We start from the raw sequence: 24,540 nt of genomic DNA, 5'->3' as shown, positions 1-24,540 counted from the left end.
AGGAAGCAATGACGATGGAAGCGACCGGCGATGATCCCGTGCTCACCCGTGCCATCAAGAAATCGGCTTGGCGGCTGATCCCCTTCCTGGTCCTGATGCTGCTCCTGGCTTTCCTGGACAGGGTCAATATCGGCTTCGTCAAGCTCGCCTTCCAGCGCGACACCGGCCTCAGCGAAGCGGCCTATGCCTTCGGAGCCGGCGTCTTCTTCATCGGCTACGCGTTGTTCGAGGTTCCGAGCAATCTCGTCCTCAGGCGGTTCGGCGCCCGGGTCTGGCTCGCCCGGATCATGGTGACCTGGGGACTGATTTCTGCGGCTGTGATGTATAGCTACAATGAGTGGGTGTTCTACATCCTGCGCTTCCTGCTCGGTGTCGCCGAGGCCGGGTTGTATCCGGGAATCCTCTATTTTTTGACCTGTTGGTTCCCCGCGAAACAGCGGGCGCGGGCGACCGGCCTTTTCTATCTGGGTGTCCCGCTCTCGCTCGTCGTCGGCAGTCCGCTCAGCGGATGGCTGCTCCAGTTCGACGGCGTGCTCGGTCTCAAGGACTGGCAGTTCGTGCTCGTCGTCGAGGGGCTTGCCGCAGCGGTCGTCGGCGTAATCGCCTACTTCTACCTCTGCGACCGTCCGGCCGACGCCTCCTGGCTCTCGCCCGACGAGCGCCGCGCGCTCGCCGCCGAGATCGAGCGCGAGGAGCAACTGAAGGCGAGGGAGGTGCAGCACTCCGTCCTTGGTGTCCTGAAGGATCCGCGCGTGGTCGCTTTCATCCTGATCTATTTCTGCTTTCAGGTCGGCACCTCGCCCTTCTCCTTCTTCTTCCCATCCAAGCTTGCCTCGGCGATGGGTGGCAAGGTGGACCTCACGGTCGGCCTCCTGCTCGCATTGCCCTGGCTCTGCTCTGCGATCATGACGCGCCTGGCGACCGTCTATGCCGATCGGCACAACAACCATCGACTCGTGGCGTTCTGGCTGGTGGTCTTTGGCGTTCTCGCCTCGGCGGCGGTGTCGTTCACCAACAATCCTTGGCTCCTGATAATCGCCTTCTGCATCGCGGTCCCGGGCCTGACTGCATCCCAACCTGTCTTCTGGAGTCTGCCGACCAATTATCTGAGCGGCGTCGGCGCCGCGAGCGGGATTGCCTTCATCGTCTCGCTCGGCAATCTGGGCGCCTTCTTCTCGCCCCAGATCAAGACCTGGGCGGACCAGATCGTCGGCAATTCGAGTATCGGGTATCTTGTGCTGTCGATCATCGCAGCCGGGGCTGCCGCGATCCTGATCGGGCTCAAGGAAAGCAAGGCAAGCCGCGCGCTCGCTCAAACCCGTGCGGCTTGAGTTGCAGGAAGCAAAGCGGCAAGCGCCCGGGTTAGACTATGGGAGCGGCACGATGCCGAGCACACGAATGTCACTGGGCGCTTGATATGGGTACGAGGCTTCGCCCGAAAATCACTGGCGTGCGGCAATTCCTCGATCTCGAGCAACAGCGCGAGTGGATCGAGGGCAGGATCGATTTGCAGGACGCGGCCGATCGCTCCGAGTCGCTGGAGCATCGCTTCAAATATGCCGCTCGATTTGCAAGACTGCTGTCTCGCCCGCAGGCAGGACAGGTGCTGGAGATTCTCGGCCTATACGGCCCAGGCTGCATTCCGATCCGGCGCAAGACCGAGCGATACTACTGGTCGGTTTCCTGCCTGCCGTCGACCTCGGACAAACCGCTTATCCGCGTCAATGCAAGCTGGATGGAGCTTTTCACGCTCTATGCCCAGGGCGAGGATGTCCGCGCCAGATTCATCGTGCATCTTTCGGATTTCACGACGGATCGTTCAGCCACGCCGAGCCGTGTGGACGAACCCTTTCTCGAGCAGAGCGTCGCCATGCCGGAGGACGTCAGCTACTTCTTTCCGCGTGGTGCCGACATTTTCGGCATCAATGTGCGCGGCTCCGTCTCAATACGCAAATTCCTCGCGAGCGGCCGCGTGTTGCGCGCCATTCGGACCTTCAATCTGACGCATATGAACCGGGGTCGGAATGCCTATCAGGCGAGCCATAGCTACAGCGCGGCGGATTACATGCTGGCGGATTGAGAGGCTTGGAACATGCGCCGTCCCGGCGAATGCGGCGGCGCCGTTCCGTGTCATCTCGAGAACCGGCCCCTGCGGAGGGGCCGCATGCTGCTCACGAAGCCTGGCGAAAGCACGTCCCCTTATGCGAGCTTGACCACCTTGGTCAGATGCCGCGGCGTCACCGTATCGACATTGCGGCGTTGGGCGACACGCTCGCCCAGGAGCTGAAGCGCGGGCAGGCAGACCAAGCCGCGCAGCTCGTCGGCGACATCGAGATCGAGAGAGATGTCGCCCGGTCCGCCCAGGCCCACCACGAGGGCGCCCTTCTCGCGCAGTTCCGCTACGAGCTGGGCCTCTTCCTGCAAGGTGTTCGGATCGTAGAGCATGACGACGAGTGTGCGCTCGTCGAGCAGGCTGACGGGACCATGCCTGTATTCGAGCGGATGGAAAGCCTGGGTATAGCTCTGGCTCATCTCCTGAAGCTTCAGCGAAGCCTCCAGGCAGACCCCATAATGAGCGCCGCCGCCGAGATAGACGAAATGGCTGCGGCCGGCGAGCCGCCCGGCCAATCGCTCGTCCAGGGTTTTCGCCAGTTTTTCAGCTTGTTGGGCCACCGCAGGGGGGACCGCCACGCCTGCCATCCTCAGGCCGAGCAACAGCATCAGCGAGGCGGAACTCGTCATGACGATGCCCTCTTCGCCATGGGTCGGCGTGAAGGCGAGATGATCGGCTTCGCGGGCGAGGGCACCCTCGCTTTCGCAGGTCAATGCCGTCACCATCAGGCCGGCCGCACGGCTGGCGGCCGCAGCCGCCACGGTTTCAGTGGTTTCGCCGCTGCGCGAGAGCGCGATGACATGCGCGCCGGCAGGATCGGGCAGATAGGCTTGCGGGCGCCTCAGCCATTCCCCACCAGGCACGGCGATGGCCCTGCGGCCATGGGCGTTGAACACGGCGGCAAGCGAGACGGCAAGGTTATACGAGGTGCCGCAACCGATGATGACGGTGATCGGCGCGTCGATCGCGGGGAGCGATGCCCCAAGGCCCTGCTGCCAGAACGGAAATTGTTCGAAGATGACACGCTCGGTGACGTTCATGACTGTACTCACTGGGTTGGATGGGTTCGATGGCCGGTCACTTGACCGCACCGGCGACGAGGCCGCTGACGAGGTACCGGTTGAGGAAGATGACGATCAGCGTCGGCACGATGATCGCTACCGAGCCGGCCGCGTTGATCAGGCCGTAGTCGACGAAGTTCTTCGTCGCGAATTCGGGGACGAGGATGGTCAGGGGCTTGGTTGCCATGGTGGGCGAGAAGATCAGGGGCACCATGAACTGGCCCCAGGCCCCCAGGAAGGTGATGATGGCGGCGGCGACCAGCCCCGGAGCCGCCATCGGCAGAACGATCCTCACCAGGATGTAGAGCCGGCTCGCCCCGTCGATCTGGGCCGCCTCCTCGATGGAAAGGGGCAGGGACTGATAGACGCTGCGCATCAGCCATAGCGACAGCGGCAGGAAGGCCGAGACATAGATCAGCGTGACGCCGAGATAAGTATCGACCAGGCGCAGCGTCGTCATGATCCGATAAAGCGGTATCAGGACCGTGTATCCCGGTATGGCGAAGGTGGCGACCACGAGGATGAAGATCACCGAGCGCCCCGGGAAGTTCAGGCGCACGAAGGCATAGCCGCCCGCCGCCGCCAGGGCGACGCACAGGATCGTCGCGCCCAGGGCGGTGACGATGCTGTTGATCAGCGCGGCGCGGAATTGCTGCCAGACCATGGTGTCATTGGCCATGGTGGTGCCAAACCCGAACAGCTTGGCATAGTGATCCAGGGTGAGCGTCTGCGGAAAGAAGCGCACCGTGCTGGCGGTGAGGTCGGGCGTGGGCGTCAGGCTGGTGGCGAAAGCCCAGTAGACGGGCACCAGCGACCACAGCACCAGCACGGCGCAGGCCAGCATGAGGCCGAAACGGGACAGGAGGGCGCGCATGGGTCAATCGAGCCTGGTTTCGCGATAGACGCGTGAGACGAAGGCGAGCGAAACGGCCAGCGAAATGAACATGACCAGCACCGACAGCGCCATGCCCCGGGAAAAGCGCAGGTTCTGGAAAGCCTCCAGATAGACCTGGACCAGGATGGAGCGGGTGTCGAGGCTCGAGCCGGCGAGGATCCACACCTCGTCGAAAAGGTTGAAGGCCGTGACCGTCGATTGCGCCAGGGCGATAGCCAGGCCGCTGCGGATGAGAGGCAGCGTCATCATGCGGAAGAGCTGGAAACGATTGGCGCCGTCGATCCGCGCAGCCTCGTAGATATCCTTTGGGATCGATTGCAGGGCCGCCAGCACGATCACCACCGTCAGCGGCATGGTGCGCCAGACATGCACGACGGTGACGAGGATCAGGGCGGAGCTGCGATCATTGAACCAGACATGCCTGTCGAAATCAAAGCCGATGGCCGTGAGGAGGCCGTTGAGCAGGCCATGACTGGGATTGTAGATCCATTGCCAGACGATGGCGTTGACCACGCCGGGCAGGGCCCAGGGCAGGATCACGATCGCCAGAAGCCAGCGCCGGCCGATCGTCAGCCTGTTGAGCAGTACGGCCGCGGCCACGCCGCCGACGGTCTCCAGGGCGACCGCGAGAACGACGTAGAAAAGCGTATTGGACCAGGCCGTCAGGGCATTCTTGTCGAAGAACAGGGCCGTGTAGTTGGAGAGGCCGACGAAGGGCGTGCCCGCCTGCATCGGATCGACCCGATGCAGGCTTTGCCACATGGTGGCGATGACCGGCCAGATCACCAACCCGATCATGGTCAGCACGATGGGAGCGGCGAGCACCAGTCCGAGCCAGGCGTCGCTTCTGGCGCCGCTGTTCCGCTCCATGCCGGTCCGGGTCAGAGCCGTCATGCTCATTGCTGCATGGCCCGCTCGGTTTCATCCGCGATCTGCTTGAGCGCATCGTCGACGCTCAACTGGCCCTTGGCAGCCTGGTTTATGGCCGTATACACGGCGGAGCTGAACTGCGGATACCAGATCGGCGTCCCCTGCGGAAACAGGCCGCCGGCCGTGGAGGCCTGCTCGATCAGGACTTTGCCGCTCTCGAGCTTGCCGGCCTTGTCCAAGTCCTGGAGTGCTGACGTGCGTGTCGCCAGCGTGCCGGCTTCGGTATAGTTTTTAAGCTGTTGTTCCTTGGCGCTCATCCATTTGATGAAGGCCAGCGCCGCCTCTTTCTTCTGGGAGGGGACGGGAATGCCCATGGCCTCGGGCAGGCCAAGGCTGCGCGTCACCCCGCTTGCGGTCGGGAAGAGGGCGGCCACGGCTTTGCCGGCGACCTTGGATTTGCTGGCGTCGTTGAAGAGGGCGAGCCGGCCGACCTCGCCGCAGATCTCGATGCTGACCTGACCGTTCATGAAAAGCTGATGGACGTCCATGTCGATCAGTCCGGGCGCGGCTGGGTCGATCAGGCCCTGCTTGAGGGCATCGATCTCGAAGGCCAGGGCCTTGTGGCCCGCCGATGACGGGTCGGTGAACATGGGTTTGAAGTCCTTGTCGAAAAGCTCGCCGCCAAAGGCCTTGGTGAGAAGATACCAGGCGGTCGAGGTGCCTTCCGCGGGCGAAAGGGGAATGCCGATCGGATATTTGGAAATACCCTTTTCCTTGAGGGTCCGGGCGGCAGCCAGCAATTCGTCGAGCGTCTTGGGCATGGCCGCGATACCGGCCTTTTCGAAATGCTCCTTGTTGACGATGAGGACCCGGAAATCATTGTTGTAGGGCAGGGCGATCAGCTTGCCGTCGTAACGGAAGATCGAACTGGTCGCGATGTCCTTGACGGTTGCTTCGTCCAGGAGGCCATCGAGCGGGGTATACCAGCCCGCTGCGCCGAACTGGCCGGTCCACGACCAGTCCACCTCCGTGACATCGGCCGGCGCGCTGCCTGCGAGCAGGGACGTGACGAGCTTGGCACGGATGTCGTTCCAGGACAGCGACTGGAGGTCGACGTGAATGCCGGTTTCCTTCTCGAAATCCTCGGCCAATCCCGGGCGCTGACCGGAAGGTAGCAACACCGAGATGCTCTGCCCCGCCAGGGGTTTGGCCGAGTCAGCCCAGACGGGTTGGGCCAGCATCAGGGCAGAAAGTGCGACGAACGCACGCAATCCGTGCCGTAACATGTCAATGATCCCTCTTTGTATGGTCAGGTGCGGCTATTCCTCGCGTGGCTTGCATGTTCTGTGATCGAGGCGCCCAGGCGTTCGATCCATGCTTGATCCACGGGCCAATCGAGGTCTTGCGCGGCGCGCAGCAGCGCGCCGCCAATCGGGGGAAGTCGCGGCGGCGTGGGAGGAGCCCCCAGGCGCGCCGTAAGCCTCGTCAGCACGCCTCTGCTGGCGAATACGCCGCCGGCATAGCTCCATGATCGGTATGGCCTTGCATCCATGCGACGCCAGGCCGCCTCCACATGGCGGGCGAGATGGTCGGCCGCTTCGTCGAGGATGGCCGCGGCCGCCTGGTCGCCAGCCTCGGCCAGGCGGTCGATGAGAACCGACAAGGCGGCGATCTCAGAGCGGGGATGGGACAGTTCGACATGCCATTGCAGCAAGGCGCGCGGGGGATCGGCCCGATCGAGCCCCAGGAAAGCGAAGACGGCGTCGGCCAGCGCCGGCGCCGTAAGGCGTCCGTCGAGGGCTTGGCTGACGCGGGCGATCGTCTCCCGTCCGATCCAGAAGGCGCTGCCCTCGTCGCCGAAGGCGTCGCCCCAACCCCCGACACGCAGGCTTTCGCCACGCTCGTCGCTGGCCCAGGCCATCGACCCCGTTCCGGCCAGGATCAGGACGCCGGGCCCGCCGGCGAAGGCTGCGACATGCGCCGCCTCGACATCGTTGAGGATCGCATGGGATCGTCCGAGCACCGACGCCGCCGCCTGGTTCTGGGATTGCGTCACAGCCGCAATCTCGCCATAGGCCGGAAGGGCCAGCACGGCATGGTCGCAGGCCCGGGCAGCCTCACCGGCCGTCCGGACCAGCGCCTCGAAACTGGCCAGCCAATCGGGATTGTCGACCGGGTTGATTCCGGCGCCTTCCAGCCAGCTGCCGATCGCACCGTCCCGGTTCGCTGTCGCCAGGATTGTCTTGGTGCCACCGCCGTCGATTGCGAGGATTCCGGCCATCAGGAAGCACCCGCGGGTACGTTCACCAGGGTGAGCGGCATGCCGATCTCGTGCAGCTGCCTTTGCCAGTCCGAAGACAGGTTGGCATCGGTCATGATGCTGATCGAGGGGGCGAGCGCGGCCACGGCATAAGTGGACATCACCCCGAACTTGCTCGAATCGGTGACGATGAAGCGCTTCTCGGCCCGCTTGAGCATGCGCGCGTTCAGGCTCGCCTCGGCGCTGTCGACACTGTAGATCGTGGCATCCGGGCCGATGGCACTGACGCCGAGGAAGAGCTGGTCGAACCACAGCCGCTCCAGCATCGCCTCGGCCTCCGGTCCGACCAAGGAGGCATTCTCGTTGCGCAGCTGGCCGCCAATGACGACCACGCGCAGCTTGGGCACGTCCAGAAGTTCCTGGGCCACCAGGAGGCCGTTGGTGAACACGGTCATCGGCATCGGATTGATGCGCAGGAGCCTTGCGAGCTGGCGTACCGTGGTGCCGGCATCCAGGAAGATGGTCGCGTGCGGGGTGAGCTTTTCATAGGCAGCCGCGGCAAGCGCCCGCTTGGCCGCGAGGTTGCGGCCCTCGCGCGCGCTGAAGGCAACCTCGACGCTCGACCCCTCTGCGATGCGGGCTCCGCCATGAGCCCGGTCGATGATGCCCTGCTCCTCGAGGATCTGCAGGTCGCGGCGGATGGTGGCGAGCGAGGCGCCTGCCGCGTCGGCCAGGGCCTGAATCGTGGAGGGGCCGTGCGTGTAGAGATGGCCGCGGATCGCATCCAGGCGCTCCAGTTTGCTCGACCCCTGAGACATGCATTCCCCGCTGCATTTAGCGGGCTAGGACCCGCTCTGATAAAATCAATCAACGTCATTAAAACGTCAGAGTCAATCATCTTTCTGATTTTTTATGATTTTATCGAGGCCTGGCACGAGCGGAGGCGTCCGGACGGCGCCCTTTTCGCAACGCGGGCTGGGGCTGGTCGTCCGACATGTCGAAGAGGAGAAAAGGGCTGGAAGGCCGCAGGCGATGTCTTGCCTGCCGGCGGCAAGGCTCGGATGGGCTCTTCAGCCTTGCCGTCAGCGTGGGGAGAGCTGACTGCGGAACTGGCGCGGCGTAACGCCGGTGCGGTTCTTGAAGACCTCGTAGAACCGGCTGGCCGAGCCGAAGCCGCAGGCATAGGCCACGTCCAGGATCGGCTGGTTGGTGTCGGCCAGCAGATGCAGGGCCCGGCTCAGGCGAAAGCGAATGATGTATTCGTTGATCGACATGCCAAGAATCCGCCGGAACGCCGATGTGGCGGTGGTCTGATGGGTCCCGAGCTCGGCGGCGATCGCGGCGATGGAGAGCTCTTCGCCAAAGCGCAGATTGATGATCTCGATCATCCGCTCGGCATGATCGAGCGACGGAGACCGGCCTTCGCGGCGCTCGCCGGTACCGTCGCGCCGGGCGGAATCGCTGGTCTCGAGCGGATCGAGCGCCAGGCGGCGCACACGCAGGCAGGCCTCGTCCAGGATCAGGCGCTGGCGGGCGGAGCCGGCGCCGGGCCATTCGTCGACCCAGCGCTGGAAGGCGGCCGTGTCCGCCGGATCGATCCGCGCCGCTCTCAGGAAGGCGCCATGCATGACGGCTTTCCGGAGCGAGCCTGCGATGGGCAGCGCCATGAAATCCTGGAAGGGGATGTAGAGGCAGATCAGCCTGGAGCCCGACACGACCTCGATGGCCCGGTGCGGGATCGCGGCCCAGAAGAGTGCAAGCCGCCGCGCTTCCACGGTTTCCCGCCGTCCCTGGAAGAGATAGCTCATGCGCCCCTCCAGCAGCAGGTTGAGTTCGACATGGTCGTGCCAGTGCGCCGCCGCCATGGCGCCGGCGACATGGCTTTCGACATGGAAGGAGCCGCTATCGAACCGATCGGCCCAATCGGCATGCTCGTCTCGGCCGGCCAGTGATTGCTTCGCCATGGAACGGAAAATTCGACGCTTCGATTCAGGAATAAATTATCTCAATTCGGGAAGACATCCCGTTTTCATGAATGGAATAAACGCAGCCTTCCAGTCAACCGGCAAGCAGGGTCTGCCCGGCGCATCCCGGTGATGTCTCAACCAGCAAGGATGACCTCCCTTGACCAAGATCTGTCTCATCGGAGCCGGGAGCACGGTTTTCGCCCAATCGATCCTGAGCGACGTGCTCAGCAACGGCGTATTCGCCGATTGCGTGATCAGCCTGCATGACATCGACGCCGAGCGCCTGAAAACCTCCGAGATCGTTGCACGGCGTATCTGCGACGGGCTGCACCTGCCGCGCGTGCGCATCGAGGCCACGACCGAGCGGCGTGTTGCGCTGGCCGGCGCGAATTTCGTCGTCCTGATGATGCAGGTCGGGGGGTATCGGCCCGCGACGGTGGTCGATTTCGACATTCCCAAGCGCTATGGCCTGCGCCAGACCATTGCCGACACGCTCGGCATCGGCGGGATCTTCCGGGGCCTTCGTACCATTCCGGTCCTGCAGGAGATCTGCCGGGACATCGAGGATTTGTGCCCCGATGCGCTCCTGATGAACTACGTCAACCCGATGGCGATCAATTGCTGGGCCATCGGCGAGATCGCGCCGCAGCTGCGTACGGTCGGGCTATGCCACAGCGTGCAGCACACTTCGGCCCACCTTGCTCGGTGCCTGGGCGAGGACATCGCCGACATCGACTATGTCTCCGCGGGCATCAACCATGTTGCCTTCTTCCTGAAATTCAACAAGCGCCACCGAGACGGGAGCACCGAAGATCTCTATCCCCGCCTCAAGGCACTGGCGGTGAATGGCCAGGTGCCGCCGGACGATCGCATCCGCTTCGACGTGCTGCACCGCCTTGGCTATTTCGTCACCGAGTCCTCCGAGCATTTTTCCGAGTATACGGCCTGGTACATCAAGCGGGGTCGCGATGACCTGATCGAGCGCTACGGCATTCCTCTCGACGAATATATCACCCGCTGTGAGGACCAGATCGCCGGCTGGAACAAGCTGCGCGGTGAACTCGAGGGTGGCGCGCCCGTCGAGATCTGCCGCAGCAACGAATACGCCGCCGGCATCATTCATGCGCTCGTGACGGGCCAGCCCGGACTGATCTACGGCAATGTCCGCAATGGGGGGCTGATCGACAACCTGCCTGCCGACTGCGTGGTCGAGGTGCCCTGCCATGTCGACCGCAACGGCATTCAGCCGATCAAGGTCGGCTCTCTGCCGCGCCAGCTCGCGGCCGTGATCCGGTTGAGCACCAATGTGCAGGAATTGACGGTGCATGCGGCCCTGGAACGGCGGCGGGAAACCATCTACCAGGCGGCCTTGCTGGATCCTCACACCTCGGCGGAATTGTCGCCCGACCAGATCTGGCACCTGGTCGACGACCTCATCGCCGCGCATGGCAATCTGCTGCCGGCCTATCGCTAAATGTCTGATCTTGGACTGCTGCCGTCCATGTCAAATGTCGAGAGCGCGGAGCAAACCCGATATGGCGTTCGCTATCCTTGCTCTGCGCGCCGATCGCAGACCGCTCCTCGCCTTCACCGCCCTCTTCGCTCGCCCGCGATCATTTCGGTTGCCCAGTTGATCAGGACGGACGAATAGGCCTTTTGGCAGGTTTTGCTGGTCAGGCCATGGTCGGCGCCATCGATGATGCGGTAGGTCATCGAATGGACATGTGCGAAGGCGCGTCGATAATTGCGGATCGTGGCGGGGGGAACGAAGTCGTCGTTTTCCGACTCCACCAGCAATACGTCTCCCTCGAAGCGGGTGCAGGCATGCAGAGCGAGATTTTCGCCCGGAGCCAAAGAGCGTCGGCGATATTGCGCCAGGGCCACCCGTTCGAGCTTGGCCTTCGGCGTGTCCCAATTGCTGTCCTCATAGAGGGCGGGCACGCGCAGGGACAGCCATTTGACAGGTCTGAGCATGGTCAGGATCGTCGCGAGATAGGCGCCATAGCTGCTGCCGACGACCGCGATCATCTGTGGGTCCACATGCTGATGGGCGGCCAGGAGATCATAGGCGGTCAGAAGATCACGCAGGTTGTCCTCACGCGTGACCACTTGCTGCTGAGCGCTGTCGCGGGCGTGGCCGCGCAGATCGAAGGTGAGACAGATGCATCCCAGCCCCGCGAGCTCGCGCGCTTGATCAAGGTCGGGTTGCTGGCTGGCACCCCATCCATGCACGAACAACACACCAGGAAGCCTGGCCGGCGGCGATAGCAATGTACCGGAGACGGACTGATTGCCGACGGCGATGTCGATCTCAAACGTCTGCGTGACCATTTTTCTCAACGATGGAATATTTGGTGATCGGGCCGACATCGGCGTCGTGGCCGTGGAAATAAACGACGGCCCCCGGCGGCGGCGTGCAGTTTCCGTAAACTTCCACGCTGGAGGCTCGCACGGAGCCGATCTTCGGACGAGCCTGAAAAATCTGAAGGGCGGCGACTTCGGCACTGCTGGCCCCGCCGACGCGCCAGGACTGTTCCAACACGCCGGATCGCCACTGTCCTTGCCGGTTCAAGCCTTGCACGACGTCGTAATTCCGTCTGGATGCGATCAAGCCCGGGAAGCAGGAAAACGCAGTCTGATCGTAATGCCGGGCCTGGTCGATGGCGGCGCGGATCGAGACGGTTATGTCGAGTCCGAGCAAATCGTCGAAGCCGCCACGGGCAAAGACCAGCGAGGAGCCGCCATAGGCATTCCTTCCTCGATTGTCGCGCGTCATGCGCTGCAAGCCATAATAGGACGCCCGGATGTCGCCGACCTCCACGACGCCCACGCTCCAGGTTTGCACCTGCGACAGATTTTCCTCGAGGACGACGCCATGCGTTGCGATTTCGTCTTCGCCCATCGCGCCAAGGTATTTCACGAGTTGTGCCATGGTCCGGACGACGGCTTGGCCTCGGCCGCCGGTCGCATTGGCTGGCTTGCATCGCACCTGATGGCGTTTGAGCAGCGCAAGACCGGCTGCCATGCCATCTTCGGCGGAAAACGCCGAAATGCCGGGGAGCACCACCTCCTGAACCGACGTGGAGAAGGCATGCGACCAGCCCGCCGGCGCGGTGGCGCAAGGGGTGATCAAGCCGTGGGTGATTGCCTTGGTTGCCACGAAGTCGTGTGGCACGACGCCTCCATAGAGGTCTGCTACGGAGGAAACGCCCAGCTCTATGGCTTCATGAGGTCTAAGGGCCTTGCTCGGCAGGAAATAAGGCTTCGCCTGCCGGAAATGACTCTGATCCCACAGCCCACCGAATTCGAAGCCCTTCAACGCGCCGAGCTGGCGAGCGAGCTCCACTCGTCCCGCGCGCTCATGCTGCGTGGTGAATTCGCTTTCTTCCGGTGCGTAGATGAGGACTTGCCGACATTGATCCGGCGTCAGGGCGCTCACGTTTCCACCTCCTGGGCAAATGCCACCAGCAGTCCGCAGTCGCCGATCTTCGCTTGCCAACGCGCAGGCCATGGCTCTCGATAACCAAGCTTCCCTTTCACGACAGCCGCCACCAGGCGAAGATCAGAATGCAAAAAGCAGCAATGAGGAATCCCACCACCAGCGGGACCATTGCACGGGCCTGTTCCCAATAGCGGTATCGTCCATCGAGGGGCCGCGATCTCTCGTCAGTGGCACCGGGACCTATCGCCTCTGCTGCATGGTGCTCGTGGCGCGATGCCATCTGCAAGCGCTCGGGCGTCGGTGGGGTATCGGCCGCTTCGTCGTCGGTGCCGAGCGGGGCAGCGGCAGGATCCGGAAATGGAATCTTGTCGCCATTTCGGCCTTGATCGATCCTGGCGCGCAGCTGATCGATATTGGGCATGGCATTCCCTTTCGCGTGTCCTCCCCAACCGATCGCCTCAGGACCGTCGTTTCCATCCAAAAGCAGCCCGTGCGGCCAAAGAGGCTCTTGGGCGCAGCCACAGGCACGGCGGCGCGGCTTCCCAGTATCGGACCCATGCCGATAGCGGCTCGACCGGGAGCGGGCAGCAAGGCCGAGCCGCTTGGCGAAGCTGTGGGCAAGGACGACAAACCTCCGGCTTCGCGCCTTCCCAACTGAGATGGCTCCTGCTCGTTCCTCGAAGCCGCAGATATGTTTTGGACTTCTCGCCTCAGCCCGAGCTGTTCAGCCTTGCTTGGATCGCCTTCATCTGTTCGATCTCCCTGCGCTGGCCCTGGGCAATCTGGCCGCAGAGGTCGATCAGTTCCCGGTCCCGCAGCTTCGCCTCGCGGCACATCAGAATGGCTCCGGAGTGATGCGGGATCATCGAGGCGATGAATTGATGATCGTCGATGAGCGCCTGCCTGCGCGTCCCGGCAAACGAGGCGATCAGGAGAGCGGCCAGCCCGAGATACAGGGCCACGTTCAGCCGCCTGTTCCTGTACATGCCGCCCATGGTCGCCAGCATGATAATTCCCATGGGAGCCACCATTGTCAGCGCCATATAGGCCGTGTTGAGGTTGTTATAAAAATCGCTCCAGCCATCGATCATCGAGAACATCGCGAAATACATGATGATCAGGCTGAGCACCATGTTGACGGCAAACATGATGTAATGATGTGTTTGCATGTCCTGATGTGGTTCTGAGTGTCGGTCATGCTCCTTCATGGCGCACCTTCACTTGTCGTTCCTCATCGCCAACCCAAGCAATCGATGAGCAGGGAATTATTCCCGAACAGGCTTCTCGTTCATTCGTTCCGTAAAAGGAGCGGCAGAATCCGTCCGCCGCAGCGGACTTATCCGATATTGGCCTATTCAGGTCTGATCCGACCTCTCCATTGATGGCGAGAGCAGGACGGCGTCGCAGGTCCGGCGGTGCGACGAAGGGACTTCGCCGGGGCGATGGAAGGCCAGCCAAGGATACGCTCAGGGAGCGCGATCGGTCAGTGCTCTTGCGCCCTCCTGTCCGGCACAGTGCGCGCAGCAGTAGATGACATCGCCCTGCTCGACGCCATGCCCGATTATACGGACCTGGCAATGAGGACAGATAGGAGCGAGCTTCTGGATTGCGCATTCGAAACTGTCGAATGTGTAGGTTCGCTCCCCAAAATATAGCTGAAAAGTCTTGTCGTAGTCGTTACCGCATTGATCGCATTTCGCCATGATCACACTCCCTTTGCTATCAAGTCCGCGTCAGGATTTTTCCAGGATTGCCCGTACGACCTGATCGAGGCTGCGGGGTTCAATCCCCAGATCTTCGAATCCGGGACGCCCGGCGTCTGCAACATTGTCGATCTGCATCAGTTCAACTTGGCTGCGCGTCAGCGGCGCTCCGGGGACGAATTCGCATAACGCTGCGAGCGCGTACCAGGCGGGAAACGGAATGGGGACCAGCCGGATCTGGACACCGAGCAGACGGGCCACTTCCAGCACCAGATTTCGGTAGGTGTAGACACCTGGCCCGGCAAACTCGAACGAGCCTGCCTCGATCCGGGCTTCGCCAATGGTGAGACGCGCAACGGCCTGCGCAACGTCCTCGACGAAAGCGGGCTGGAGACGGGTCTCGCCATGTCCGAACAGCGGATAGGCCGGAAGCGTGCGCGCCAGCCTCGCGATCGTGCTCAGCAGCGCATCATCTTTTCCAATCATCACTGCGGGCCGGACGAATGTCGCGCCGGGAAATGCAGCGCCGACGGCCTCTTCGCCTTGCCCTCTCGCCCTGATGTATTTCGACCGGGAGCGCGAATCCGAGCCGATGCCCGATATAAGGATGTATCGTTCGGCGCCCGCCTGCCTGGCCGCTTTTGCCAATTGGGAAGCTGCCACGACATGCACGCGCTCGAATGTCGTGTCGCCATGTTCCGAATAAAGACTGACGGCGTTGATGACCGCACGGGCTCCCGCAACGGCCCTAGCGACCTGAGCCTCGTCGCGCATATCGGCCTCGACGTGGGTAAAGGAACTGGCATGAGCCTGTCCTTTTTCCCCGTCTCCCGCGCGCTGCGAATGCCGAGAGGCCGAGCGAACGGCAACGCCGCTGCTCAAAAGATGCTTGACGATCCTGCGTCCCAGAAAGCCGGAGCCTCCGAACACGGCGACGATGCCCTGAGGCGGCCGACTGTCTGACGATGATATCGATGCGCCCATCATCGCCCCGAACCGTGTTGCAGCCAAAATGTTCGTTCGAGCGATCATTGGGGCGATCAGCTGTTTTGCTGTTCGAACAGCGCGCGTTCCTCGGTGCCGGCATTCCGGCTGCTCTGCCGGATGTTTCCGGCCACGACCCCAGCGCCCGAAGAAGACGGGCCAGGCTCTGACCGCCGGGGCGCGAAACCAGGCCGAAAGGCACGACCGGTCGAGGAAGGACGCTTCCGCTCGGCGGCACTCACACGTCAAATGTGTTGGCCCGATAGGGAACAACCATGGGTCGCGATGCTTCGGAACGGCGCAAACCTCACTGTTGAAGCAATAGAGGTATCCGATGAGAACCAGATTGTTCGTAACGGTCGCCGCAGCGGCGTTCTCCGTCGCATTGGCTGCCGGCCCTGGCTTCGCGCAGGATGAAATCCTGCCCAAGCGCCAGCAACCTCAACAGGGCGAGGCTCCGGCCATGCAGCAGGAGCCCGCCAACAAGATGGAGGCACCCCGCAAAGGATCAAGCCAACCTCAGCAGGAGTTGAACGCCGATCAACCACGCAAGAAACCGGCCGCGCAACCCGAAGGTGCTGCAGACAATCCCGCCGGCAATACGGATCAGACCAGGCCGACCGAGCCCAAGCAAACCGACAGGGCAAAATGCCCGGCCGGTGAGGAAGGTAATTGCCCGCCTTCCAAATCTCGAAGGACCGGCGCTGAGCAGCCCCAGAATAAGCTGAAGTCCAAGAAGACTCTCGATCAGGTACAGCCCGAGGGACAGCCTGCGCAGCAGAAAACGCGCCCGGCCGACGAGAGCGCACCTCAGCCCGCCGAACAATCCCAGCCTGAGAAAAAGCAACCGGCGCCGAGCAATGCCGGGCCGATAACGCCGACGACGAAACCAAGCCAGCAGACGGGGGAGGCCCGCCCGGATAGCACAGATGTCGACGTGGTCGGCAATCTGGATGTTCCGAAGGAAAAAGCCAGCCGGGTGCGCGACATGCTCTTCCGTTCCGGCGAACGCACCAATGTCGACATCGACGTCAACATCAATGTCGGCCGGGCGCTGCCCGCGCGCGTGCGGCCGAGGCCGTTGCCGCCTGACATCGTTGAAATCGTCCCGGAATATCGGAGCTATGAGTATGTCGTCGTTCGGGATGAAATCGTCATCGTCGAGCCACGCACGCGCAAGGTGGTCGAAGTCATCCGCAAGGGTCGCGGACCTGCCCACGCCCGCGCAGCCAGCAACCTCAGATTGACCGCCGCGCAGCGCCGGCTCATTCTCGATTATGCGCGGGAGCGTCGCGTGGTCAAAGTCGAGCGCAGCTTCGACGTGCAAGCCGGTGTCAGCGTGCCGAGCGACGTTGAATTGGTGCCGATACCGGACACGATTGTCACCGAGGTGCCCAGTATCAAGAGCTATGAGTTTATCGTCGACCAGAATGACGATGTGGTGCTCGTCGATCCCGACAGTCGTGCCGTGATCGAGGTGATCCAGTAATTCTTCTTCCTGTCATGCCGCTCACGAGCGAGCGCAGCAGGCGAGGATAGGCGCCGAGAGCAAGGCGCGTTTAGGCTGAAAGGCTGTTTCGCTCTCGCTCTTTGACTCGACACGTCTTTGCGATTCTTGGCGATTTCACCAAATCGCAAAACGCTTTGGCGGCAGTCAGACGGCATGCCACGGTCTCTTCCCGGGGCGCAGCATGCCGTCATCTGCCCGAGTTGGAACGCCACCGCCAACGATCAGGTCATGTCTTCAGGTCTTGCCTGTGTCCCTGCCCGTTTGGAGGAGGGGGCATCAAGGCCCCATATCGCCGTGCCCGTCGGATCAGTCACCGCACCCAATCCGGGTTCCTGCCGACGATCGGGAACAACCGATCCGAGGTGAAGTTCGACCAGCGCTATGTCTTGGGCAATGACGGAGACGGCGCGGCAGGGATCCTCGCCTCTCGCCTCCGTCATTCCCGGCGAGCACGTCGCAAACTCTGCCTGTGACTTCGAGGGAAGGGGCAGGATTCCCCTCTAGCTGCCTCCGGCGGCGCCGGGAACAGGTGGAGCTTCAGCGCCGTTGGTATTGCATGCGTGGGAACGCTCGGCGTGAATGGAACAGGGTTCATGGCGAGGAATGGAAAGTCTCGTCACGTCGTCTACGCAGCCTTGATCGGCAACATGCTTGTTGCCGCGACGAAATTCGTGGCTGCGGCAATGACCGGAAGTTCCTCGATGCTGAGCGAGGCCATTCACTCCGTTGTCGACTCGGGCAATGAAGGCCTTCTTCTCTATGGATATCGCCGTTCGGCCCGCAGCCCCGATGAGAAGCATCCCCTGGGTTACGGGCGCGAACTCTATTTCTGGTCCCTTGTCGTCGCGTTGCTGCTCTTCGTTATGGGAGGCGGTTTTGCGATCTATGAGGGTCTCTCGCGTATCGTACACCCTTTTCCGGTAACCCACCTTTTTGCCAATTATTGCGTCCTCGGTGCTTCCGCTCTTTTTGAAGGAGGCACCTGGATCATCGCGCTGAAAGCCTTCCAACAGACCAAGCAAGGGGAGGGCTACCTTGAAGCCATTGAAGTCAGCAAGGATCCGCCAGCCTTCATGGTCCTCCTGGAAGATACCGCTGCGCTCGCAGGGTTGGCCCTTTCGGCAGCGGGGCTCTCCCTATCCGAATGGCTCCAGGCGCCGCAGTTCGACGGGGCGGCGTCGCTTGTCATAGGCCTGATGCTGACACTCGTGGCTTTGATCGTTGCGAGGGAAAGCAAGGATCTTCTGATTGGAGAGCGTGCACACCAGAAGATCGATGCCTCCATCAAGGAACTTGCCCAGCGAGAGCCCGAGGTCGAACGCGTCAATGGCGTGCTCACGCTCCATCTGTCGCCGGATCAAATCGTTGCAGCGCTCAGTCTCGAATTCGTCGACGACATCCGGACCACCGAAATCGAAACGGCTATCGTATCGATGGAGCGCCGCATACGAAAACTCCATCCGGAAATCGTTTCAATATTTGTGAAACCTCAAGCGCATCAGACATTCAGGCAAAGAAGAAAGGCGGTTGAGCAGCCTCGCTCTCTCAAGGAACAGGGGCACGAATTTTGAAAAATTCGGTCACAGCAGAGAGGCGCATGTGCAGGAAACTGCAGCAGCGATGAACCATTCAGCACGATGGAGCAATTCATGGACCAGGCATTCAGCGTCGCCGTTCTCGTCGGAAGCCTTCGCAAAGGTTCCTTCAATCTCAAATTGGCAAAGGCCCTGGTTGCCTTGGCGCCGGACAATTTGGCGTGCGAGTTCGTGCAGATAGGCGATCTTCCCCTCTATGACCCGGATCTCGAAGGCGATGCCGTGCCGTCGTCGTGGACCCGTTTTCGCGAGAGCATCGCCAAAACGTCGGCTGTCTTGTTCGTGACCCCGGAATATAACCGGTCAATTCCCGGTGGCTTGAAGAATGCGCTGGACGTCGGCTCCCGGCCCATGGGCAAAAGTGTGTGGGACGGCAAGCCGGCGGCCATCGCGACAGGGTCGCCTGGGGGTATCGGTGGATTCGGGGCCAACCACATTCTCCGGCAGTCGCTCGTTTTTCTGAATGTCCCAGCCATGCAGCAACCGGAAGCCTATATCGGTGGCATCGCCGATCTCTTCGATGCGGACGGCAATATCGCCAAACCCGACACGAAGACGTTTTTGTCCAAATTCATGACCGCCTTCGGCGCCTGGGTCGCTCTCCACGCCAAACGATAGGAGCGCCCATCAAGCGATCGCGCCATCACGGGTGTCGGCCGTAGGGCGTTTGTAACCAACGCCCTGGGCCGGCTTTCCGCCGGCAGCTCCGGACAGGCCGTCGGGAACCAAGCATAGCCTGCGTTGTTCGAAGGCCGTCCTTGCTCCGGCGGAGCGAGGACGCGTCATGCCGGACCGGGCGGCGGGCACCCGCATGGTCTCGCCGGCAAACCCCTGAAATTGCAAGGAGCCTTCCATGGATATTGCCATCGATAAGGTTCGGGCCCTCATCGTCGAAGCCCGCCGGCTCGACGTCAAGGACGGCGACAACGACCCGCAGTCGGGTTCCGACGCAATGGATGACCGCAATGTCGACACGCTTTCGGCCAGTGATCCCGACGAGGCGAGCGAGCATGAATTTCGGGGCATGATCGCCGGCCTGAATATCGATGAGCGCGCCGATCTCCTTGCGCTCCTCTATATAGGGCGCGGCGATTTTGCTGCCGGCGAATGGGAAGCCGCACGCGCCCTGGCGCTCGAGCGGGATGCGGCGTCTCTTCATCTCGGCAACTACCTGGTTGACACCCCCAACCTGCCCGACCTGCTGGGCGAAGGATTGGCGGCCATCGGATTGGGGCTCGACGACGAGAGCGAGGGATCGGCAGAGGCCGCCGCCGAGAACGGGGTCGAGATTCATCGCCTCAGACGCTTGGACGGCTGATCGACGGGCCATGTCCGAACAGGTTTAGCCTGTGAAATATAATTCCTTGGCCGTGAACAGGATCCGGGGGATCGCAGATCATTTAGGGGATAGTTCCGCATGGCCGATCCAACAATTCTCCTGCTGATGTATTTCATCCTGCCGCTGTGGTTGCTGGCAGGGTTTGCCGATTGGATCTGCCATCGGGCCTCGCATATTGAAACGACGACGGGTGCCAAGGAATCCCTCATTCATCTTCTGATGTTCGCGGAGGTCGGCATTCCCCTGCTGGCCGGCATCTTCCTCGAGATCAATGCCCTCATCATATCGGTCATGATCGCCGCCTTTTTCGTTCACGAAGCAACGGCGCTGTGGGATGTGAGCTACGCGACCACTGCGCGTGAGGTCACGCCCATCGAACAACATGTCCATAGCTTCCTGGAGATGATCCCGCTCATGGCGATCGTGTACGTCGTCTCGCTGCATTGGCAGCAGTTCCTCGCCTTGTTCGGACTGGGTAGCCAAGCGCCTCGTTTCGATTTGACGTGGAAGGCGCAGCCCTTGCCGATCGGCTATGTGGCGGCCCTGATGACAATGATCGTCATCCTCGAATTCCTGCCTTATCTCGAAGAACTCGTTCGTGGACTGGTCGCCAACCGAGGAAAGTTGGTGCCGCCGAAAGCGAAATAGCAGGCGGCACGGCCAGCCTCGGACCTGCCGGACCGGCCCCTATTGAGTGGTCGATCTCGCGCGGCGTTCCGCATCGAGAACATCGCCTATCAGGCCCTTTTGCTCAACATGGGCGCAGAAGCGATCGACCCATGCATCGAAGGTCGCCAAGGCGCTTCCTTCTTGGATGAGGCTATCGGCCTGATCATCCGAATAGAGCCTGTCTACGCCGATCGTGGCGCACTGCCAGAGGCAGTCGGGCACTTCGATGCCTGAATACCGGCACTGCCAGACCAGGGCTTGATAGGCCTCTCTTTCGTTTCGATAGGGCTCGTCGCCGGGCTCAAACCACTCCTTGTGCTTGAGAAGCTTGGGTCGGCCGTCGGGCCCGAGGTCCTTGGCTCCAAGGTCGCTGTAGCAGAAGAAGGCCGCGGTCCGGCCTTCGAGATGGTTGCGGCTCAGGTCGCGCCATTGCGGCGATCGCTCCAGTGCCTGCGCCATCAGGGTATTCTTCTTATCGATCAGATCCGGTCTTGGGTTTCCGCCATTCATGCAGACCAGACGATCGAACAGAAGTTTGAACGAAGTTGTCGGGCCGTACCAATTGATCGGCCCGATGAAGGCCCAGGCATCCGTTCGAGCAAGACGCTCGTAGAGATGCAGGTTCCACAAGAGATCTGGCTGGTGATCGCTGTCCGGGCCATAGCAATTGCAGGGCCAGACGCAGAGCGCCATCGAGGAACTGACGCAGCCATTGCACGCCTGGATCTTGGGTCTGCCATGTTCGTTGCCCAAATCCTCCAGATCGACCTGCCATCCAAGCGGCATGCGCGCGGCCATGCGATGCATCAGCGCCCTGGCCTTCGAGTCCAGGCCTGGGCAGCTATTCAACCGGCGCTGCGATCCTGCCACCAGCAGAACGCGGAACGGCCGATGGTCGTGGGGGTGAGGCTTCAGCCGTTCCTCGTCGTCAGGAATATTCACGAGTTCCTGGCTTGCCGACGGCGTCACGACGATCTTCTGCCGAACCATTCAACGCCCCCTTGGCGGGCTCGACTGGGGAAGTGCCTTCTTGTCGATCTGGGCGCGCTGAATACTCGGCTCGCCGGGCTCTTCCTTAGGTGTAGTCTCCTGATCGACGTTGAAACCGGCCTTGCCTGCGACCATGGCGTCGGTTGCCGATGTCTGCCCCTCGACTTCGTGCTCTGCCTGAGCCCAATGCTCGATGGCTTTTCCATCCGGGCGACCCGCTGCCTCCCAAATCTGATAGGCGCGCTCCCGAATGCGTTCATCGCGTCGTTGCCGCATCGCTCAACATGCTCCCTATGAAGTGGGTTCGCACCTAACGCCGCTGCGAAGTCTAGGTTTCGCCATCAGCCCCGGAAAATGCGTGCAACAAATCGCCAGCTCACGCTGCGTCTTCTCCCGTCGTGTGCCGCAGTTGAAACGCAACCTCCTCCCCTATGAAGAGCGCGTTCTCCCTCGAACATCGGCAGAGTTATTTTTAAGTATTTGCTCAATTTGTTAAAATATAATTTTAAATTGAACTGTGGTATTCTGTCGCACGTCTAGCGAGACTTGAGCTTGACTATAATACATGAAGTTTTATGGGAACATGTTCTGGCATCCTTTGTTGGAAAGGCGAGCAAGTTGCTCAAGCACATCGAAAGGAGGCTGTCATATGGCTAACACCGATCATCGTGGCTTTGCATCGATGGATGAAGAAAAGCAGCGCGACATTGCACGCAAGGGCGGCCAAAGCGTCCCTGCCGAAAAGCGCAGCTTCTCGCAGGATTCCGAACTTGCATCCGAAGCCGGCCGAAAGGGCGGCGAGAACGCGCCGGACGAAACTCGAAGCTTTTCGAAGAACCGTGAGCTGGCGTCGCAAGCCGGCCGGAAGGGCGGCGAAACATCGGGCGGAAACTTTGCCAAGGATCCGCAGCGGGCCTCCGAAGCTGGCCGCAAAGGCGGCGAGGCCTCGCACGGTGGGCGCTGAGCCACGTCCATATCGCGTGTAGTTTCCGATCAACAGGAGAAATCAGATGACGACCCATTCTGGAACGCGCGGCGGCACGCATGAACAACATGTGAAGGCCGGCCAGCAGAGCCACAAGAACGCGAGTTCGCAGGATCAGCATCGCACGGATCGCGATGAGGATCACAAGACCCGCGGCGGCACGCATGACCAGCACGTGAAAGCTGGCCAACAGAGCCATAAGAACAGCTAGCCCGATGGCCTAGTTTGGCGTCCCCGCCGTCGTGCGGGGACGCTTCTATTTTATATCCGTGATCGCAAGAAGGGTGGTTGAGCGGTCATGCATCAATACCTCGCCGGGATCGAGCTATTGGCTGGCCTGCTGGGATGAGGCGCTGAGCCGCCATACGGTGTTGCCGACATCATCAGCGATCAGCAGCGCACCGCTCCTGTCGACCGCGAGTCCCACGGGACGGCCACGGGCCTCGTCGTCCGGGCCGAGGAAGCCGGTCACGACGTCCTGCGCCGCGCCATCAGGGCGCCCGTCCTTGAACGGCACGAAAACAACCTTGTAGCCGTTGAGTTTCGAGCGGTTCCAGCTGCCATGCTCGCCGATAAATGCTCCGCCCCGGTATTGAAGGGGGAGGTTCGTCCCGGTGTAGAAGGCCAAGCCGAGCGGGGCGACGTGCGAGCTCAGCGCGTAGTCGGGAACGATGGCCTTTTCCACCAGGTCCGGCCGTTGGGGCATGACCCTGGGGTCGACATGTTGGCCATAGTAACTGTAGGGCCATCCGTAGAAGCCCCCATCCTTCACCGAGGTCAGGTAGTCCGGGACGAGATCCGGCCCGAGTTCGTCGCGTTCATTCACGACGGCCCAGAGCACATTCGTCTGAGGTTCGAACGTCAATCCGTTCGGATTGCGCAATCCACCGGCAAAGATGCGGGAACGACCCGTTGCCCGATCGACTTCCCAGATCGCGGCGCGGTTTTTCTCCGCCTCGAGTCCGTTTTCCATGACGTTGCTGTTGGATCCGACACCGACATACAGCAAGGAGCCATCCTTGCTCGCAACCAGGCTCTTCGTCCAGTGATGGTCGATCGGGCCGCCGGGCAGCAGCGTCAGTACCTGCCCGGGAGCGGTGATCCTGGTATCGCCTTCGTGATAGGGATATCGGACAATGGCATCGGTATTGGCGACATAGAGATCGTTGTTCACCAGCGCCACGCCGAAGGGCGAATGCAGGTTTTCCAGAAATGTCGTACGAAGATCGGGCGTTCCGTCGCCATTCGTGTCCCGGAGCAGCGTGATCTTGTTGGAAAGTTTGTCGTCGCCACCGCTTCCTGCCGACGTGGCCATCGCCTCCACCAGGGCCATGACGATGTCCTTTGGTCTCCTGGGAGCAGGAGCCGGTGGCGCTTTGGACTGGATGACCAGCACATCACCGTTCGGCAGGACATAAACAGACCGCGGGTGTTCCAGTCCGGTGGCGAGGGCCTGGATTTGCAATCCCTGGGGCACGGATGGTTTTTCGCCCTGTTTCCAGCCGGTCACCGAGGCCAGATGCATCGGCGGGAAAAGATATTCGGATTGCTGCGGCAATTTTGGGCTGGGGCCGATCTGATCGGACGGGTTGCCGCCGCCGTCACTGCAGGCGGACAGGACGAGGACCAGGGCAAGACAGCCAGGGGCTATGCGAAGGAATGAGTGATTGATCATGACCCGGCCCTCGGTCGGGCGCGATCCACCGCGGCGGTGACGAGCAAGAGCAAGACGGCGCTGGCCGACAGGATCAGCCCTGTCGGTACGACCGATGTCCAGCCATCCCTGCTGTGGATCAGGGCATTGAAGACAGATACGATGAAGACGAGCATGTAGCCGATGACGCCCGGCCACGTGGGCCGTCTCGCGGCCCTCCAGCCGCCCGAAGCCCAATCAATGAGCCCTGCGAGAAAGACAAGCAGGCCCATGATCACACCAGCGGTTACCAGCCAGGCCGAAAAGTCGGCCCACATCATGTCCGCTGTCCGCCAATAAACGATATCGGTCACGAGCACGCCGGTGAAACACACGGCAGGAACGGGAAGGAACCATTCAAATATCGTAGGCCGAGTGGCCGGAGCGTTTGACTTCAGGGTATCTGTCGCCATGGCAGCAATCTTTCGAAAATGAGCATCGGCGGTCTCTTCCAAGCCAAATGG

Annotated in this window: 26 protein-coding genes; 10 read left to right on the top strand and 16 right to left on the bottom strand. The window is 61.8% G+C overall.

The genetic code is table 11. The annotated features are described in order from the left end of the window. The first annotated feature begins 8 nt into the window (after positions 1 to 8). Positions 9 to 1,331 carry an MFS transporter gene (locus tag J8I29_RS25930; RefSeq protein ID WP_245197378.1) on the top strand — a complete coding sequence of 441 codons (1,323 nt, stop codon included), beginning with the start codon at positions 9 to 11 and terminating at the stop codon, positions 1,329 to 1,331. A gap of 86 nt (positions 1,332 to 1,417) precedes the next feature. Then, positions 1,418 to 2,080: a hypothetical protein gene (locus J8I29_RS25925; RefSeq protein WP_209433865.1), complete on the top strand. Its 663-nt coding sequence runs from the start codon at positions 1,418 to 1,420 to the stop codon at positions 2,078 to 2,080. 119 nt (positions 2,081 to 2,199) lie between these two features. On the opposite strand, the gene J8I29_RS25920 is transcribed toward J8I29_RS25925, so the two are convergent. The 7 genes from J8I29_RS25920 to J8I29_RS25890 all read right to left on the bottom strand — a co-directional run bounded on the left by J8I29_RS25920 (position 2,200) and on the right by J8I29_RS25890 (position 9,163). Beyond that, complete coding sequence (locus J8I29_RS25920; protein ID WP_209433864.1) at positions 2,200 to 3,153, bottom strand: SIS domain-containing protein; 954 nt, start codon at positions 3,151 to 3,153, stop codon at positions 2,200 to 2,202. A 37-nt stretch (positions 3,154 to 3,190) separates the two neighbouring features. Then, positions 3,191 to 4,048: a carbohydrate ABC transporter permease gene (locus J8I29_RS25915; RefSeq protein WP_209433863.1), complete on the bottom strand. Its 858-nt coding sequence runs from the start codon at positions 4,046 to 4,048 to the stop codon at positions 3,191 to 3,193. A 3-nt stretch (positions 4,049 to 4,051) separates the two neighbouring features. Further along, the gene (locus tag J8I29_RS25910) at positions 4,052 to 4,963 is read right to left on the bottom strand and encodes a sugar ABC transporter permease (protein ID WP_209433862.1); all 912 of its coding nucleotides are present in this window, start codon (positions 4,961 to 4,963) and stop codon (positions 4,052 to 4,054) included. A 2-nt stretch (positions 4,964 to 4,965) separates the two neighbouring features. After that, complete coding sequence (locus tag J8I29_RS25905) at positions 4,966 to 6,225, bottom strand: sugar ABC transporter substrate-binding protein (RefSeq protein ID WP_209433861.1); 1,260 nt, start codon at positions 6,223 to 6,225, stop codon at positions 4,966 to 4,968. A gap of 23 nt (positions 6,226 to 6,248) precedes the next feature. Continuing rightward, the gene (locus J8I29_RS25900; protein ID WP_209433860.1) at positions 6,249 to 7,220 is read right to left on the bottom strand and encodes a BadF/BadG/BcrA/BcrD ATPase family protein; all 972 of its coding nucleotides are present in this window, start codon (positions 7,218 to 7,220) and stop codon (positions 6,249 to 6,251) included. Next, a complete protein-coding gene (locus J8I29_RS25895) occupies positions 7,220 to 8,017 on the bottom strand; it encodes a DeoR/GlpR family DNA-binding transcription regulator (RefSeq protein ID WP_209433859.1) in 798 nt (265 codons plus the stop codon). The genes J8I29_RS25900 and J8I29_RS25895 overlap by 1 nt, the downstream gene beginning before the upstream one ends. Before the next feature lie 264 nt (positions 8,018 to 8,281). Further along, entirely contained in the window at positions 8,282 to 9,163 is an 882-nt protein-coding gene (locus J8I29_RS25890) for a helix-turn-helix domain-containing protein (RefSeq protein ID WP_209433858.1), read from the bottom strand. 160 nt (positions 9,164 to 9,323) lie between these two features. Here J8I29_RS25890 and J8I29_RS25885 point away from each other — a divergent pair, with 160 nt between their 5' ends. Further along, positions 9,324 to 10,640 carry an alpha-glucosidase/alpha-galactosidase gene (locus J8I29_RS25885; RefSeq protein WP_209433857.1) on the top strand — a complete coding sequence of 439 codons (1,317 nt, stop codon included), beginning with the start codon at positions 9,324 to 9,326 and terminating at the stop codon, positions 10,638 to 10,640. A gap of 113 nt (positions 10,641 to 10,753) precedes the next feature. Here J8I29_RS25885 and J8I29_RS25880 read toward each other — a convergent pair whose 3' ends face one another. The 5 genes from J8I29_RS25880 to J8I29_RS25860 form a co-directional block, all read right to left on the bottom strand. Further along, the gene (locus tag J8I29_RS25880) at positions 10,754 to 11,536 is read right to left on the bottom strand and encodes an alpha/beta fold hydrolase (protein ID WP_245197377.1); all 783 of its coding nucleotides are present in this window, start codon (positions 11,534 to 11,536) and stop codon (positions 10,754 to 10,756) included. Next, positions 11,478 to 12,605: a DUF3182 family protein gene (locus J8I29_RS25875; protein ID WP_209433856.1), complete on the bottom strand. Its 1,128-nt coding sequence runs from the start codon at positions 12,603 to 12,605 to the stop codon at positions 11,478 to 11,480. Before J8I29_RS25875 ends, J8I29_RS25880 begins: the two co-directional genes overlap by 59 nt. Positions 12,606 to 12,702: 97 nt before the next feature. Further along, the gene (locus J8I29_RS25870; protein WP_209433909.1) at positions 12,703 to 13,029 is read right to left on the bottom strand and encodes a hypothetical protein; all 327 of its coding nucleotides are present in this window, start codon (positions 13,027 to 13,029) and stop codon (positions 12,703 to 12,705) included. A 289-nt stretch (positions 13,030 to 13,318) separates the two neighbouring features. After that, the gene (locus J8I29_RS25865; protein WP_245197382.1) at positions 13,319 to 13,777 is read right to left on the bottom strand and encodes a DUF305 domain-containing protein; all 459 of its coding nucleotides are present in this window, start codon (positions 13,775 to 13,777) and stop codon (positions 13,319 to 13,321) included. Between the two features lie 564 nt (positions 13,778 to 14,341). Then, a complete protein-coding gene (locus J8I29_RS25860; protein ID WP_245197376.1) occupies positions 14,342 to 15,343 on the bottom strand; it encodes a complex I NDUFA9 subunit family protein in 1,002 nt (333 codons plus the stop codon). A gap of 298 nt (positions 15,344 to 15,641) precedes the next feature. Between J8I29_RS25860 and J8I29_RS25855 the strand changes: the two genes are divergently transcribed. The 5 genes from J8I29_RS25855 to J8I29_RS25835 all read left to right on the top strand — a co-directional run bounded on the left by J8I29_RS25855 (position 15,642) and on the right by J8I29_RS25835 (position 20,387). Continuing rightward, entirely contained in the window at positions 15,642 to 16,784 is a 1,143-nt protein-coding gene (locus J8I29_RS25855; RefSeq protein WP_209433854.1) for a DUF1236 domain-containing protein, read from the top strand. Between the two features lie 581 nt (positions 16,785 to 17,365). After that, positions 17,366 to 18,376, top strand: coding sequence for a cation diffusion facilitator family transporter (locus tag J8I29_RS25850; protein ID WP_348536171.1), 1,011 nt, complete (start codon positions 17,366 to 17,368; stop codon positions 18,374 to 18,376). A gap of 78 nt (positions 18,377 to 18,454) precedes the next feature. Then, positions 18,455 to 19,018, top strand: a complete 564-nt coding sequence (locus tag J8I29_RS25845) for an NADPH-dependent FMN reductase (RefSeq protein WP_209433853.1) — start codon at positions 18,455 to 18,457, stop codon at positions 19,016 to 19,018. A gap of 235 nt (positions 19,019 to 19,253) precedes the next feature. Further along, positions 19,254 to 19,718 (top strand): DUF3775 domain-containing protein, encoded by a 465-nt coding sequence (locus J8I29_RS25840; RefSeq protein WP_209433852.1) that lies wholly within the window; start codon positions 19,254 to 19,256, stop codon positions 19,716 to 19,718. A 99-nt stretch (positions 19,719 to 19,817) separates the two neighbouring features. Beyond that, positions 19,818 to 20,387 (top strand): diguanylate cyclase, encoded by a 570-nt coding sequence (locus tag J8I29_RS25835; protein WP_209433851.1) that lies wholly within the window; start codon positions 19,818 to 19,820, stop codon positions 20,385 to 20,387. A gap of 39 nt (positions 20,388 to 20,426) precedes the next feature. Here J8I29_RS25835 and J8I29_RS25830 read toward each other — a convergent pair whose 3' ends face one another. Next, the gene (locus J8I29_RS25830) at positions 20,427 to 21,398 is read right to left on the bottom strand and encodes an NAD(P)H-dependent oxidoreductase (RefSeq protein WP_209433850.1); all 972 of its coding nucleotides are present in this window, start codon (positions 21,396 to 21,398) and stop codon (positions 20,427 to 20,429) included. Beyond that, positions 21,399 to 21,674, bottom strand: coding sequence for a DUF2934 domain-containing protein (locus tag J8I29_RS25825; RefSeq protein WP_209433849.1), 276 nt, complete (start codon positions 21,672 to 21,674; stop codon positions 21,399 to 21,401). A gap of 373 nt (positions 21,675 to 22,047) precedes the next feature. Here J8I29_RS25825 and J8I29_RS25820 point away from each other — a divergent pair, with 373 nt between their 5' ends. Continuing rightward, positions 22,048 to 22,362: a KGG domain-containing protein gene (locus J8I29_RS25820; RefSeq protein WP_105865634.1), complete on the top strand. Its 315-nt coding sequence runs from the start codon at positions 22,048 to 22,050 to the stop codon at positions 22,360 to 22,362. Between the two features lie 46 nt (positions 22,363 to 22,408). Continuing rightward, the gene (locus tag J8I29_RS25815) at positions 22,409 to 22,594 is read left to right on the top strand and encodes a hypothetical protein (RefSeq protein WP_105865635.1); all 186 of its coding nucleotides are present in this window, start codon (positions 22,409 to 22,411) and stop codon (positions 22,592 to 22,594) included. A 114-nt stretch (positions 22,595 to 22,708) separates the two neighbouring features. Here J8I29_RS25815 and J8I29_RS25810 read toward each other — a convergent pair whose 3' ends face one another. Both J8I29_RS25810 and J8I29_RS25805 read right to left on the bottom strand, forming a co-directional pair. Further along, a complete protein-coding gene (locus J8I29_RS25810; protein WP_209433848.1) occupies positions 22,709 to 24,058 on the bottom strand; it encodes a sorbosone dehydrogenase family protein in 1,350 nt (449 codons plus the stop codon). Continuing rightward, positions 24,055 to 24,489 carry a DUF2231 domain-containing protein gene (locus J8I29_RS25805; protein WP_209433847.1) on the bottom strand — a complete coding sequence of 145 codons (435 nt, stop codon included), beginning with the start codon at positions 24,487 to 24,489 and terminating at the stop codon, positions 24,055 to 24,057. The genes J8I29_RS25810 and J8I29_RS25805 overlap by 4 nt, the downstream gene beginning before the upstream one ends. Positions 24,490 to 24,540: the final 51 nt, after the last annotated feature.

It is taken from the genome of Labrys sp. LIt4 (genome assembly GCF_017813775.1).
Lineage (GTDB): Bacteria > Pseudomonadota > Alphaproteobacteria > Rhizobiales > Labraceae > Labrys > Labrys okinawensis_A.
Note: the sequence above shows the minus strand (reverse complement) of the source record. Positions and strands in the feature narration are given on the sequence as shown.

Coding starts and splice junctions, on each gene's coding strand:
- J8I29_RS25930 (WP_245197378.1), top strand. CDS start 9: ATGACGATGGAAGCGACCGGCGATGATCCCGTGCTCACCCGTGCCATC.
- J8I29_RS25925 (WP_209433865.1), top strand. CDS start 1,418: ATGGGTACGAGGCTTCGCCCGAAAATCACTGGCGTGCGGCAATTCCTC.
- J8I29_RS25920 (WP_209433864.1), bottom strand. CDS start 3,153: ATGAACGTCACCGAGCGTGTCATCTTCGAACAATTTCCGTTCTGGCAG.
- J8I29_RS25915 (WP_209433863.1), bottom strand. CDS start 4,048: ATGCGCGCCCTCCTGTCCCGTTTCGGCCTCATGCTGGCCTGCGCCGTG.
- J8I29_RS25910 (WP_209433862.1), bottom strand. CDS start 4,963: ATGACGGCTCTGACCCGGACCGGCATGGAGCGGAACAGCGGCGCCAGA.
- J8I29_RS25905 (WP_209433861.1), bottom strand. CDS start 6,225: ATGTTACGGCACGGATTGCGTGCGTTCGTCGCACTTTCTGCCCTGATG.
- J8I29_RS25900 (WP_209433860.1), bottom strand. CDS start 7,220: ATGGCCGGAATCCTCGCAATCGACGGCGGTGGCACCAAGACAATCCTG.
- J8I29_RS25895 (WP_209433859.1), bottom strand. CDS start 8,017: ATGTCTCAGGGGTCGAGCAAACTGGAGCGCCTGGATGCGATCCGCGGC.
- J8I29_RS25890 (WP_209433858.1), bottom strand. CDS start 9,163: ATGGCGAAGCAATCACTGGCCGGCCGAGACGAGCATGCCGATTGGGCC.
- J8I29_RS25880 (WP_245197377.1), bottom strand. CDS start 11,536: ATGTCGGCCCGATCACCAAATATTCCATCGTTGAGAAAAATGGTCACG.
- J8I29_RS25870 (WP_209433909.1), bottom strand. CDS start 13,029: ATGCCCAATATCGATCAGCTGCGCGCCAGGATCGATCAAGGCCGAAAT.
- J8I29_RS25865 (WP_245197382.1), bottom strand. CDS start 13,777: ATGCAAACACATCATTACATCATGTTTGCCGTCAACATGGTGCTCAGC.
- J8I29_RS25860 (WP_245197376.1), bottom strand. CDS start 15,343: ATGATCGCTCGAACGAACATTTTGGCTGCAACACGGTTCGGGGCGATG.
- J8I29_RS25845 (WP_209433853.1), top strand. CDS start 18,455: ATGGACCAGGCATTCAGCGTCGCCGTTCTCGTCGGAAGCCTTCGCAAA.
- J8I29_RS25840 (WP_209433852.1), top strand. CDS start 19,254: ATGGATATTGCCATCGATAAGGTTCGGGCCCTCATCGTCGAAGCCCGC.
- J8I29_RS25835 (WP_209433851.1), top strand. CDS start 19,818: ATGGCCGATCCAACAATTCTCCTGCTGATGTATTTCATCCTGCCGCTG.
- J8I29_RS25830 (WP_209433850.1), bottom strand. CDS start 21,398: ATGGTTCGGCAGAAGATCGTCGTGACGCCGTCGGCAAGCCAGGAACTC.
- J8I29_RS25825 (WP_209433849.1), bottom strand. CDS start 21,674: ATGCGGCAACGACGCGATGAACGCATTCGGGAGCGCGCCTATCAGATT.
- J8I29_RS25820 (WP_105865634.1), top strand. CDS start 22,048: ATGGCTAACACCGATCATCGTGGCTTTGCATCGATGGATGAAGAAAAG.
- J8I29_RS25815 (WP_105865635.1), top strand. CDS start 22,409: ATGACGACCCATTCTGGAACGCGCGGCGGCACGCATGAACAACATGTG.
- J8I29_RS25810 (WP_209433848.1), bottom strand. CDS start 24,058: ATGATCAATCACTCATTCCTTCGCATAGCCCCTGGCTGTCTTGCCCTG.
- J8I29_RS25805 (WP_209433847.1), bottom strand. CDS start 24,489: ATGGCGACAGATACCCTGAAGTCAAACGCTCCGGCCACTCGGCCTACG.